14 protein-coding genes are annotated in these 12,607 nt (G+C 45.8%); 8 read left to right on the top strand and 6 right to left on the bottom strand.

Annotated elements, in window-relative coordinates; translation table 11 throughout:
- The first annotated feature begins 7 nt into the window (after positions 1-7).
- Positions 8-961: a protein translocase subunit SecF gene (secF, locus tag IEW74_RS00575; RefSeq protein WP_188659933.1), complete on the top strand. Its 954-nt coding sequence runs from the start codon at positions 8-10 to the stop codon at positions 959-961.
- A complete protein-coding gene (locus IEW74_RS00580) occupies positions 961-1,341 on the top strand; it encodes an Mth938-like domain-containing protein (RefSeq protein WP_188659936.1) in 381 nt (126 codons plus the stop codon). The genes secF and IEW74_RS00580 overlap by 1 nt, the downstream gene beginning before the upstream one ends.
- 81 nt (positions 1,342-1,422) lie before the next feature.
- Here IEW74_RS00580 and IEW74_RS00585 read toward each other — a convergent pair whose 3' ends face one another.
- From IEW74_RS00585 to IEW74_RS00600, 4 genes are all read right to left on the bottom strand, one after another.
- Positions 1,423-2,025, bottom strand: a complete 603-nt coding sequence (locus IEW74_RS00585; protein WP_188659939.1) for a superoxide dismutase — start codon at positions 2,023-2,025, stop codon at positions 1,423-1,425.
- 98 nt (positions 2,026-2,123) lie between these two features.
- Positions 2,124-3,245 (bottom strand): hydroxysqualene dehydroxylase, encoded by a 1,122-nt coding sequence (locus IEW74_RS00590; protein WP_188659942.1) that lies wholly within the window; start codon positions 3,243-3,245, stop codon positions 2,124-2,126.
- On the bottom strand, positions 3,238-4,074 hold the full coding sequence (locus IEW74_RS00595) for a squalene/phytoene synthase family protein (RefSeq protein ID WP_188659945.1): 837 nt from the start codon (positions 4,072-4,074) through the stop codon (positions 3,238-3,240). Before IEW74_RS00595 ends, IEW74_RS00590 begins: the two co-directional genes overlap by 8 nt.
- Positions 4,071-4,793 carry a squalene/phytoene synthase family protein gene (locus IEW74_RS00600; RefSeq protein ID WP_188659948.1) on the bottom strand — a complete coding sequence of 241 codons (723 nt, stop codon included), beginning with the start codon at positions 4,791-4,793 and terminating at the stop codon, positions 4,071-4,073. The genes IEW74_RS00595 and IEW74_RS00600 overlap by 4 nt, the downstream gene beginning before the upstream one ends.
- Before the next feature lie 69 nt (positions 4,794-4,862).
- On the opposite strand from IEW74_RS00600, the gene IEW74_RS00605 reads away from it, so the two are divergent.
- Complete coding sequence (locus IEW74_RS00605; protein ID WP_188659951.1) at positions 4,863-5,693, top strand: phytoene/squalene synthase family protein; 831 nt, start codon at positions 4,863-4,865, stop codon at positions 5,691-5,693.
- Here the strand turns inward: IEW74_RS00605 and IEW74_RS00610 are convergent.
- Entirely contained in the window at positions 5,690-6,907 is a 1,218-nt protein-coding gene (locus tag IEW74_RS00610; RefSeq protein WP_188659955.1) for a threonine ammonia-lyase, read from the bottom strand. The two genes, IEW74_RS00605 and IEW74_RS00610, sit on opposite strands and share 4 nt — an antisense overlap.
- 15 nt (positions 6,908-6,922) lie before the next feature.
- On the bottom strand, positions 6,923-8,275 hold the full coding sequence (gene trmFO, locus IEW74_RS00615; RefSeq protein WP_188659958.1) for a methylenetetrahydrofolate--tRNA-(uracil(54)-C(5))-methyltransferase (FADH(2)-oxidizing) TrmFO: 1,353 nt from the start codon (positions 8,273-8,275) through the stop codon (positions 6,923-6,925).
- A gap of 99 nt (positions 8,276-8,374) precedes the next feature.
- Here trmFO and IEW74_RS00620 point away from each other — a divergent pair, with 99 nt between their 5' ends.
- The 5 genes from IEW74_RS00620 (at position 8,375) to IEW74_RS00640 (ending at position 12,564) form a co-directional block, all read left to right on the top strand.
- Entirely contained in the window at positions 8,375-8,773 is a 399-nt protein-coding gene (locus tag IEW74_RS00620; protein ID WP_188659961.1) for a rhodanese-like domain-containing protein, read from the top strand.
- Between the two features lie 131 nt (positions 8,774-8,904).
- Positions 8,905-10,743: an AsmA family protein gene (locus tag IEW74_RS00625; protein WP_188659964.1), complete on the top strand. Its 1,839-nt coding sequence runs from the start codon at positions 8,905-8,907 to the stop codon at positions 10,741-10,743.
- Between the two features lie 50 nt (positions 10,744-10,793).
- Positions 10,794-11,282 carry a hypothetical protein gene (locus IEW74_RS00630; protein WP_188659968.1) on the top strand — a complete coding sequence of 163 codons (489 nt, stop codon included), beginning with the start codon at positions 10,794-10,796 and terminating at the stop codon, positions 11,280-11,282.
- Between the two features lie 158 nt (positions 11,283-11,440).
- Positions 11,441-11,893, top strand: coding sequence for a hypothetical protein (locus IEW74_RS00635; protein ID WP_188659971.1), 453 nt, complete (start codon positions 11,441-11,443; stop codon positions 11,891-11,893).
- Between the two features lie 95 nt (positions 11,894-11,988).
- Positions 11,989-12,564 carry a Panacea domain-containing protein gene (locus IEW74_RS00640; RefSeq protein WP_188659974.1) on the top strand — a complete coding sequence of 192 codons (576 nt, stop codon included), beginning with the start codon at positions 11,989-11,991 and terminating at the stop codon, positions 12,562-12,564.
- Positions 12,565-12,607: the final 43 nt, after the last annotated feature.

Genomic DNA, 12,607 nt, shown 5'->3' on the forward strand with positions numbered 1-12,607 from the left:
ATTACACATGCGTCGTTTGCATATGATCCCGACAGGGACAAAAATCGACTTCATCGGCAAGAAAATTGCTTTCTTTGCCTTTTCGTTCTGTTTGATCATTGCCTCTATCGGTATTTTTGGTACCAATGGCTTGAATTATGGTATCGACTTCAAAGGCGGTATCATGATGGAGGTTCGTTCCAATAGTGGCCCGGCAGATGTCGGGGCCTTGCGGACACAACTTTCAAAACTCGGCCTGGGTGAAATTTCCATTCAGGAATTTGGTGAGCCAGAAGAAGTCCTCATCCGAATTCAACGCCAGGATGGTGACGAAAAAGCGCAACAAGCCGCTGTTGAGGCCGTTAAGTCGGAATTACACGATACCGTTGAATACCGCCGTACAGAGTTCGTTGGCCCGAAGGTTTCCGAAGAACTCTTCATGGATGGTGTCATGGCTGTTGCACTGGCAATCGGTGCGATACTGGTCTACATCTGGTTCCGTTTCGAATGGCAATTCGGGATGGGGGCCGTTGTTGCCTTGATCCATGATGTTATTTCAACGATCGGTATCTTTGCCCTGCTGGGGATGGAATTCAACCTTTCCACGGTTGCCGCTGTTCTAACTATTGCCGGGTATTCCATCAACGATACGGTGGTTGTCTATGACCGCGTACGTGAAAACTTGCGCAAATACAAAAAGATGGATTTGCCAGAACTTTTAAATATGTCAGTCAACGAAACACTGTCTCGTACCGTTATGACATCTGTGACCACGTTGGTTGCTTTGCTTGCCCTTTATATTTTGGGCGGTGAAGTTATTCGCGGTTTCAGCTTTGCCATGATCTGGGGCATTGTCATCGGGACATATTCGTCGGTCTGTCTCGCCGTTCCAATTTTGACTTACTTCGTACTTCGTCGCAGCGATGATGAAGATGAAGAAGATAGCGAAATTGAAAAAGTCGAAGGCGAGGGGGCTGTTTAATGTCTTTGGACATCACCCCTCTCGTCACCGATAACCGGTTAATGATCCTATCCTATGGCGATGGTCGTTTCGATGTAAACGGCCATATCGTCACGGGATCAATTTTACTGTACGAAGGCCGGGTGGATCCGTGGAATGTGACAGAGCCATCCGATATTACGTTGGACAGCTTGCAACCGCTTCTCGATCATGCGGAAAATTACGATATTTTGCTGGTTGGTTGCGGGGAGACATCCAAGATGCCGCCCAAAGGCTTGCGCGAAGCTGTCAAAGAAAAAGGCCTCATACTGGAATGGATGAATTCCGGTGCGGCGGCCCGAACATTTTGCGCCCTTCAAATTGAAGATCGCAGGACATTGGCTGCTATAATTGCTGTTTAAGGCGTCAAATACAGACATAAAAAAAAGGCCCGGCACTTTTGACAGTACCGGGCCTTTTTATTTGATCATATTGATCTGCGATTATGCGTTTGCCAATTGTTCAGCTACAAAATCCCAGTTGACCAATTCGTTGAGGAACGTTTCAACGTATTTTGGGCGCAGGTTTTGGTAATCAAGATAATAGGCATGTTCCCAAACATCACATGTCAACAGTGCGGTTTGACCATGTGCCAACGGTGTGTCTGCACCGATTGTTTTGGTGATTTTCAGTTCGCCATTTTCAACAACCAGCCAACCCCAGCCAGAACCGAAAGCGGTGATACAAGCTTGGGAAAATTCTTCTTTGAATTTATCGAAGGAACCGAAAGCCGCATCAATTTTTGCAGCCAGTTCACCACTGGGTGCGCCGCCGCCGTTCGGCTTCATACAGTTCCAATAAAATGTGTGGTTCCAGACTTGAGCCGCATTGTTGAATACGCCAGCCTTAGACGCATCGCCAGCCGCATCTTTGATAACGGCTTCGAGGTCAGCTTGTGAAGAACCAGCAGCATCACCCAACAGGTTGTTAAGGTTCACAACATAGGTGTTGTGGTGCTTGCCGTAATGGAAGCTCAAAGTGTTAGCGGAGATATGTGGCTCGAGTGCGTCTTGAGCATAAGGCAGGGCAGGAAGTTCGAATGCCATTTGTTGACCTCTTCTGAGTTTGGTAAATTTGAATATTTCTAAAAAATAGGCAGAATGATTGTAAAAATGAAGGCTTTTATGAAAAAAGATATAAAAAATTATCTTTTATTATCAATTGCCGCTTTTACAGCCCATTTGCCTGACCTAATTGCACTTTCAATGGTAGCTGGAAGTCCGGTCTCAATCCAGTCACCTGCAAGAAAAAGATTTGTAAAGTTCGTTCTAGTTTGAGGGCGATGGGTTGCAAAATCCATATTTTGTGCAGGTGTTGCATGTTTTTTGCAAACAAGTCGACACGGTGGCATCTGACAATCATCAAGCCCCAAAAGTGGGCGAACTTCCATCCAAATTTGTTTTGAAATTTCAGACGATTCGAATTTTTGATTGCTGATGGTGACACAGGCATGCCGACCTTTGGCATAAAGCCATTGGCTTCGTGTCCCGATCAGGCCGACAAAACATTCCTCCACATCCGAATCCAGATCAAAATGAAAATTGCTGATTGGGTTGCATGTAATCGCTGAAAAATCAAAAGGAGAGGTAATCTGTGCATAAGCCTGAGGCGGCAGGGCCAAAATAACCCGGTCTGTTTTTTTTAGGGGGATTTGCCCGTCTTTGAAAACAAGTTGACTTTCATTTACGCTGGTTAATCTTTTTCCAAACCTGATATCAAACTGATCCAAGAGGGGGCGTACAAATGTATCTTCAAGTGTGTTTTGGCAAAAATAAGGGATCAAGGCACTTGGCCCCTGTTTTAACATCTCAAAGAACATATTCTTTCGCAGTTGCGCCGGAACGTCTTTGAGTTCCGTATTAAAAACAGCGAGAAAAAATGGATCCCATAAGCGATCTTTTGCCGTTTTCCCCACAATATTTGTTGCATTTACCCCCGGAATACTACCCTTTGCCACTTGCCAGACAAAGTGATTGGCTTTGACTTTCCAGCTTAAGTGACTTGCAGGTTCCGTGAAAGAATACGCCCCATTCCCAAAGGGAGAGAGCGTTTCACTCATGCCAATTTGGTTCAGATACGCAAAGGTCGCTTCATAGCCTTTTACGATTAAATGTGTGCCATTGTCATGGCTTCGGGCTTGACGAATGCGTCCGCCCGCTTTTTTTGTGGCTTCATATATGGTGCAAGAAACACCGTTTTTTCTAGCTTCAACCGCAGCACTTAGCCCCGCCAAACCAGCCCCGATAATATGAAGATGTTTAATCATGACGCGTCAGGAATTCCATAACCAAAAATGCTTTTTCCGTCTTGCTCAGGCTCATACGCGGTGTCATTTGATGCCAGCCGCGATGTTGCATTTTTTTAAATATTTTCTGGTAAGCCTGCTTCATCAGAACGGCTGGTTTTAGGTTCGCACTTCCGATTTGTCTCAGCAACTTTTCTGCATTTTTATAATGCTGTTCCGTTTTTTCAGCGACATCGGCGAGAACAAGGTTAAGGTTTGGCGAAACAATCCCTTCCACCTGATGCTTTTGCAGAGATTCCTGTGGTAAATACAAGCGCCCGACTTGATCATCTTCAACCACATCACGCAAAATATTGGTTAATTGCAAGGCGTATCCCAATTCCTGTGCGAAGTCCTGTGCCCCTTGGTCTGTCCGTCCAAAAATGGGAAGGGACAACAAGCCGACACTGACGGCAACTTTGCGGCAATAGTCATATAAATCATCCCAAGACGGGGCGTGGATAGGTCCCAAAATATCGACTTCCATCCCATCAATCAATTGATAAAGCTCATCTTTTGGAACATCATATTGATCTATGGCCTCACACAATATGCGTGTGATGGCGCAAGATGGTTTCCCTACAATAAGTTGCGTAACCTTGGTCCGCCACTCATTCAATTTCTTTAGCTTTTCTTCACGGGGAAGGGCATTGTCGGCAATATCGTCCAGCATGCGGCAATAGGCATAAATCGCAAAAAGATAACCGCGCCGATCCTTAGGCAAGGCTTTCATCCCCAACGCAAAGGAACTTTTGGCCTCGCACACAATATTTTCGACATATTCAAAATCGGCTGAGCTGGGACGTGTCATAAAGGGTAAAAACCTTTGTAGGCAATCAGAAATTTATCGAATGTACCGAGTTCAACCCGTCTTGCCAATGGATCCTGACAACGTAATCGACCAGCCAAAGCCACCGCACAAAGCAGGGTAACCTTGCATTGATAACGTAACCGTTTGTTTTTAATCTGGCTAGGTAGATTAAAAACCGGTTTCAACATTTCATCAACCCGGTCCAGGCAGATGTTGAGAACATTCCGTAAAGGTAGGGCACAGCTTGATTGTGAAAGCAAGTTTTCGTAACTTTCCCCTTCAGGCAAAAATTCCAGAGGCAGATAAATTCTGTTCATCACCTGAAAATCTTTTTGGCAATCTTGCAGGTGATTGAGGATTTGCAAAACACTACACAGGGAATCGCTTAAAGTTTCACCCCCACTTTCACCATGTACATTCAATAAAAAACGTCCAACCGGGTTGGCGGAATATTGGCAATAATCCATTAAATCCTGCCAGTTTTCATAACGGTTTTGGTCAGCATCCTGATGAAAGGCAACCAAGAGATCGTTCAAAAACGGGTTTTCCCACTCGTCTGGCAATTCATTATGTTTTTCTTCCGGGCTGAGAGTTGGGGAGTCCGCAATATCATCCCAACAGCGTGCCAATTGATAAAATTCCATCACCTGTTGGCGCACATTTGGGGCCAATAACAGGCTGGCAACCGGAAAATTTTCTTGATTTGCAGTTTTTGACACTTTGCCTTTTCCTTTTCTACCCCTTATATGACACATGTGTTTTTCCAATTCAAAAAATGAATACGTTTTATGACCTCCTCCCTCAGCCTATGTGCGCAAGAAATCCGCAAAAATGAACATGACCAATTCCTCTGTGGCTTGTTTGCCCCGGAAGATCGTCAGACTGATTTTTTTGCAATGCAGCTTTTCCATATGGAAACCCTGCGTATTCGTGATGCCGTCAGCGAACCACATCTGGGTTTGATCCGCCTGCAATGGTGGCGTGATCTGGTGGACGGGATTTATAACGGAGATAAATCAGCGGATGCAGAAAACGGGACGCATCAGGAAATTGCACAAACACTGGCAAAGGGTGCCATCGACAAAGCTTTGTTTGATCGTTATTTCAATGCCCGTTCCTTTGATATGGAAGACCGCGCCCACGACGACATGTCAGCCCTTGTGCGCTATTGCGAGGCAACCGGGGGATTAAGTGCACAGATCAAAGAAGCGGCAATCGGTTGTCCGGTTAGTGAGGCAAGCCTTAAGGTTGGAACGGCAAATGCCCTTTGTCACATTATTCGCACCTTGGCCCATCAATCCCGTGTCGCGCGTTGCAAGTTACCGCTTTTGCTGATTAAAAAGCATAATCTGGATTTGAACGGCTTTTATAAATTTGAATGCCGTGCGGAGCTTAAGAATATTGTCGCAGAACTCGTCAGTGAAATTGAACGCTTAATCGCAGACGCACGTACACAAGGCGCGACACCAAATGCAGTTTTGCTCAATACGGTCGGCCTTGAAGATTACCTGAAACGTCTGAAAAAGGTCGATTGCGACCCGTTTAATCCCAATATAGGGCAGGGGCGTTTATCCAAACAAATCAAGCTGGCTTTCAAGGCGTGGCGCAATCGTTATTAAGCATTCTTCTCGCTGATTTCCCGACAGCTATAGCCTTCACCCACAAACTGATCGATCAAACGCTGAACATGGTCTTGATCCAGTGTTTCAACAACCACATCGACTTCGGTCAGTTTAACCGATAGATCAAAAAACATGCGTTGGTGATAAATCTCGACAATGTTGGCCCCATTGTCACTCATGATTTTTGTAATCTTGGCAAGATGGCCGGGTTGATCCGGCACGGCAATGCGCAAAACGGCCATCCGACCATCGCGATAAAGACCACGCAATAGCACAGACGACAAAATCCGCGAATCAATATTTCCGCCGGATAAAACCAAGCCAACGCGTTTGCCCGCAAAACGTTCTTTATTTTGCAAAAGGGCCGCCAAACCAACAGCGCCAGCACCTTCGACAGTTAAACGCTGATTTTCCGCAAGACTGAGGACCGCTTCTTCAATCTGGATTTCATTGACCACAAAAATATCGGTCGTCGTTTCTTTTATGATCGGTGCCGTCAATTCACCCGGTTCTTTAACGGCAATCCCTTCCGCCAGGGTGTAGCCGCCTTTGGTGTTGTTTTGATTGTAGAAACTATCTGCCATTGAGGGAAACGCATCACATTGCACACCGAAAATTTCCGTGTCGGGCGAAAGATGTTTAAAGGCAGAGGCAACACCTGCCAATAATCCGCCGCCGCCGATGGGAACAAGAATGGCGTCTAGTGGTATTTCAACCTGATCAATCATTTCCAGACCGACAACACCTTGTCCCGCCATGATATCTTCATGATCATAGGGGCTGACATAGGTCAGGCCATCACTTTTGACCAAATCAAGGGCGGCATTGCGGGCTTGAATAAAGGTTTCCCCGCTAACAATAACTTTGGCACCCAATTTTTCCGTTTTGGAAATCTTGTTAAACGGTGTGCCTTGCGGCATGACAATCGTTGCCGGGATCCCCATGTTTTGCGCGTGATAGGCAACGCCTTGGGCGTGATTCCCGGCAGAGGCAGCAACAACGCCTTTTGCGGCTTCTGCTTTGGATAAGCTTGCCAATCGCACCAAAGCCCCGCGTGATTTAAAAGAACCCGTAATTTGCAGGTTTTCCAGTTTTAAATAAACCTCGGCACCCGACATGTTTGAAAGTACTTGAGAATAAATCATAGGCGTTACATTGACTTTACCCGCAAGGGTTTCTTGTGCACGCTTTAGAACTTCCAGTGAAATCATCTCAAATACTCTCTCTTATACTCTGTCGGTTTTATCCAGCCATTCATCCAATGCTTTTAAGGCACGGGCGGAAACGGCGGCCTTTTTCTCTTTACCTTTAACGCGCTTGCCACGTTCATTTCGTACATCCATCGGCGGTAAAAGACCAAAGGTAATATTCATCGGCTGGAATGTCATGGCATCCGCCCCACCTGTGATATGGTTCAAAATCCCGCCAAGGGCTGTGACATCCGGCGGGGGCACAATGTCCTGTCCCATAATTTCTGCGGCAACGAAACGTCCCGCCATTAGGCCGACAGCTGTACTTTCCACATAACCTTCGCAACCAGTGACTTGTCCGGCAAAACGAATGTTGTCACGGGCTTTCAATTTCAACGTGCCATCCAACAGGCGGGGGGAGTTGATAAACGTATTGCGGTGAATGCCACCAAGGCGGGCAAACGTTGCATTTTCCAGACCGGGCAGTGTCTTGAAAATACGCACCTGTTCCCCGTGCTTCAATTTGGTCTGAAAGCCGACCATATTATAAAGCGTTCCCAATTTATTATCTTGGCGCAGTTGAACTACAGCGGCATATCGCGCGTCCGGTTCGTTCGGGTTTTGCAGGCCAACCGGTTTCATCGGGCCAAACGCCAAAGTTTCCCGACCACGTTCCGCCATGACTTCAATGGGCAGGCAGGCTTCAAAATACGGCGTATTTTTTTCCCATTCCTTGAATTCCATCTTTTCACCTGCGATTAAATCGTCGATGAATTGATCATATTGTGCACGGGTCAGGCCCAGATTGATGTAGTCACTGCCATCACCTTTGTCATAGCGTGACTGGAACCATGCTTTTGAAAAATCAATACTGTCCTTATCAATAATCGGGGCTATAGCATCAAAAAAGTGCAAGGATTCCTCGCCGCTTAATTCCCGGATGGACTGGGCGAGAGGTTCAGAGGTGAGGGGACCTGTCGCAATGATCACATGTTCCCAGTCTTCAGAAGGCAGTGTGGTAATTTCTTCGCGCACAATTTCTACATTCTCGTGGGCCTCAAGTGCACTTTGTACTGCAAGGGCAAACCCTTCGCGATCAACCGCCAAGGCCCCGCCTGCCGGGACGGCGTTTTCATCGGCACATTTCATAATAAGGGAACCACAACGACGCATTTCTTCGTGCATCAAACCAACGGCATTATACTGCGCATCGTCAGAACGTAAGGAATTGGAACAAACCAGCTCCGCCAACGTGTCTGTGTGGTGGGCCTCTGTCGGTCGTGTCGGGCGCATTTCGTGCAAGACGACTTTTACGCCGCGTTGTGCAGCTTGCCAGGCTGCTTCGCTGCCTGCCAATCCGCCGCCAATGATATGTAGTGTCTGTGTCATAAGAACCAGATATAGATTGTTGCCCCAATTAGCAAGCCTCTTGCATAAAACAGGCAGCCAAACTAAAACAGAACAAACTGATATATTGAGGATTTCAAAATGGACTCTCCACTGATTGCGGTTGCTGTTGTTATCGTGGTTTCGTTTTTTTCATTGCGCATGATCCCGCGCCTTGTTGCCGGTGTTCCCTTCATTGACCCGAGCAAAGTTTACGAACATATGCAACAGGATGAAAATGCTGTCCTTTTGGATGTACGGACTCCTGAAGAGTTTGCAGCGGCGCATGCTCTGGACAGTATCAATGTGCAACCTCATCAACTAGGGGATGATTTAGAGTCAAAACGTGCCTTCCTCGACCATAAAGTTTATGTGATTTGTTTGTCGTCGCAAAGAGCGGCAATGTCGGCAAAAAACCTTAAAAATCTTGGCTTTACAAACGTGAGTGTTGTTAAAGGTGGCCTCAACCTCTGGAAGAAACGCAAACTTCCTGTCGCCTAAGCACCATTGAACGGTTGTGAAAGGTATTATCTCTATGTAAAGTAATGCTAAATCGCACGAGAGAATGCCAAAAAACAAGCAATTGGTTAAGGTCTTAAATGTTAAAAGTCGACGGTATTGGAATCAAAGGCATGAAAACAAAAGTACCGGTTATCATAATTGGTATCTTATTGATTTTGATTGCAGTTCCTTTCTTTCTGCCCTCGGCAGTTTACAAAAATATCATTGAAACCAAACTTGAAGAAACCACAGGTCTGGATTTTGATTTTGAGAATGGTTTTTCGTTCTCTTTGTTGCCAACCATCCGTTTGGACGCAAAAGATGTCCTGTTTAGCGGGAAGATCGGGCAAGATGTTCAGGTTGTCGGCACGATCCAGAGTATTCACCTTGATATGCAGTTTTGGAAATTTCTCAGCGGTGATATAAACGTTGACAACTTCCTGATTGCCGAACCTAAAATCACCATTGAAGGGGATTTTACCCCCTATATCCCCGACTGGGTACGTACAAATTTAAGTGCTTCTCGTAAAAATGAAATTCGTTATATCGAAATTCTTCAGCATTTCATTGAAGATTCGATTTTTAAAACCGCACGGGTGGAAGAAGCGCGTTTCCTTTGGAAAAAGGCTCCCGGAACAACGGTCGATATTGAAAAAGCGACGCTTGATATCGCAAAGCCCGCTCATAACAAGGATTTTTCGGTTCAAGGCAATGCGTACGTTAATAAACGAACGCTGGATATTAAAATACGCCTGGAACGTCCCGACGATTTTTTGCGGGGATATCGCAGCAAAATGACCCTCGCAATCGATTCCGCCCCTATTCGTATTGATTATAATGGCAGCGCGGCAAAACGGCAGACCTTTGTCTCTCAAGGCAATCTTCGGGTTGATATTCCGTCCTTGTTCGAGTTCTGCAACTGGTTTACAGACAAAAACAAATGCGCCGACAAACAGGGGAACCTGTTGATCCTATCCGATCTTAAAATTCGCGATCAACGTCTGCAAATCGAAGACGCAAGCTATACGCAATCACCATTTTCCGCCAAAGCCCGTGGTGTTATTGATTTCAAAACGGTTAAACCTGAAATCACAGGAACCATTACAATACCGGGGCATGCATTATCCGGTCTTAAACCCGATTTTGATCACCTGCGCACAATCGACCTCAATCAATTTTTTCTGGATACTTTCCGCGCCAATGTTGATGTCCTTTATGGCGGCTATAAATTATCAACAGGTGAAATAATAAAACCAAAGCTTAAAATCCGACACGAAGACGGACGACTAAGCCTTTCGGTGGATCAGTTGCACTTGTTAGGCGGACTCGCCAATGCGCGCGTCCGCTGGCATAAAGGTTTGGAAAACGGCTATATGGATGCCCGAATTGACCTGAGCAGCATTAATTTGGAAAAACTGCAAAAAGAACTCACTCAACAGGTCAATCTGCTGGGTGCGCTGAATAGTTCTATTGAAATTCAATCCGAAGGTTCCACACTGGTTGCACTCATGGAAACAGCAACCATTCGCGGAGATTTCTCCGTACTGGATGGTTCAATCACGAACGAGAAGATCGCCAGTGCCCTCAATGCCCGACCATCCGAACAATTTGATTTTGCAGAATTAAAAGGGCGTGTTCAAGGCAACCGTGGACAGTTGGTCAGCGAAAATCTATCCTTTGTTGCCCCTTCGGTAAATGTGGACGGACGCATGACCTTTGATTTCATAAATAATGCCCTTACACTCACACTCAACAGTGTTACCCAAACAAAAGAAGGCCCTTCCAACGGTTATATTCAGATTGACGGTCCATTAAACGATTTGTCGCTGGCAACGTCAAAAGGGGAAAAAACATCACTTGAGGGGGAACGAGGATTATTGTCAGGCTTGTTACCTTATGAAGAAGAAAATGAACAACCTGCTTTAGGCGACGAAGAATTTGTTATAGAAGAAACAGACCTTCTTGATTAATGGAACTTTCACCTGTGTCTTTTTTTAAATCCTGCAAAACACTTTTCGCGATGGCCGCTCTCCTTTTTTTACAGGCCTGTTCCTCTTCACCCTATGTCGAAGACTGGAATAGGGAGCGCATAAGTCAGATCCCGGAAAACGGGATTGAAGTTGCCATTTGTTTTGACAAAACGATTCATAGCCGCCAACAGGTTCTTGATTTAGCCAAAAAAGAATGCAAAATCCGCGTGACAGAGGTGCAAAACCTTGTTCAATATAAAGAACTTGGTCAAGTAAAATACCTTGATCAAGCCGAAGGCGAACTGTTTGCAGGCCCTGTGGAGCGTCAACGCAAGCTGAAAGCAATCCTTGCAAGTATTCAATTGGGATACCTTGAAAATGATATTTGGGAATGCCCGATTGCAACCCCAAACCGTATAAAATTCAAATGTCTTTATGATCCCAATGCAACGGATTCGGCACAAAGCGGCACTTCAGTGCCAATGCCCGAACAAGATATTGAGTTACCACCGGAACTTCCTGAAGATTTAAAACCTTAGTAATACAAAGGGTTAATTTGATATCCTTTTGATTTGGAAACTTTTGCGGGCGTTTCCTTGACGAGGCTTGGCTACTCCCGTAGATTAGTGAGTACGTACGTTTAGTTTATAGGTGGGTTTTTCCGCCTGTGTTTCGAAACTGTTGAAAGATTTTTGACATGTCCAGCGTTGCCAAGCCCATAGCTTCTGGTAACACGTCGGTCCCTTCAAGCAGACCGGCGGGCGGTAGCGCGCGTCAAATTTCATCTTCACAATATAATTCCGTCTCCGAACTCTACGCTCAAGCAGGCGTGAGAGGGGAAGACGAAAGCCGTAGTTTTGAAAATTACAGCCAAGGGCAAGGTCAACAAAACCAAGGCCATCAGCAGCCTCACACTTTAAAACTGCATGGGACATCGCGAACCTTTGCAATGTTATTTGAAGATGCCCAGTCCGATTATGATGCTGGAAACCTTGGTGAGTCTTCCTATAACGGTGACCCTTTTGCACGTCCGGGAAAACCGGCTTTCCAAGCCTATATGGAACGGGCGACCTCTACCTATGAGCTCAGCACACGTGCGATTAAGGGTGAGCTTAAAAATCGCGGCGGTTCTATTAATCTCGCAATGTAAATCAACTCATATGCACCGATCCACGATTAAGCAGGTGGAAAGGTTTGTGCGTGTAAGCTATATTCAGATTACAAGATCAAGACTAAGGATATTCTATGGCTGCCGCTGTTGAGACAATGTATGACGTTGCCGCATGGTTTATGGACCATGCTTTAAATGACAACGAATATCTTCAACCGATGAAAATGCATCGCTTATTATTTTTGTCACAAAGCTATTTTGCGATTGCCTATCACGGTCGTAAACTTGCCCCGGGTGTCTTTGTTGCCGACGATATGGGACCGATTGAACCCCATGTTTTTCGGGCTTTTGAACAGGGGCGACCTTCGTTTTATTTAAATACAAATCTCCCGGCCCATATTGAAACTTTTTTAGAAAGCATCTGGCGGCGTTTTGGCTCGTACTCGGCTGATAAACTATCCGATATCACAAAAAAAACACCAGCCTATCAAAAGGCGATTAAAAAGGGCAGGCGCACCGAAATTGAATTTAAGATCATGGTCGCAAGCTTCAGCAAACATAAGGAAGCGCCCAGTATTGATAAGGTCTTAAAGCCACGTGTTTTGCGTTCCCAAACCGGACGCCCCGTTCAGGTCAAGTCCTGGGCACCGGGACTTCGCAAAGTGGCCGAGGCAACACCACTCCCATCCCAGAAAAAAGCAAAAAAATAACCTGTGTATTTCTCACAAAAAAAGCCCTTGGGTCTATTCCCAA

Origin of the sequence: Terasakiella brassicae, from assembly GCF_014641495.1 — a bacterium.
Classification (GTDB): Bacteria; Pseudomonadota; Alphaproteobacteria; order Rhodospirillales; family Terasakiellaceae; genus Terasakiella; species Terasakiella brassicae.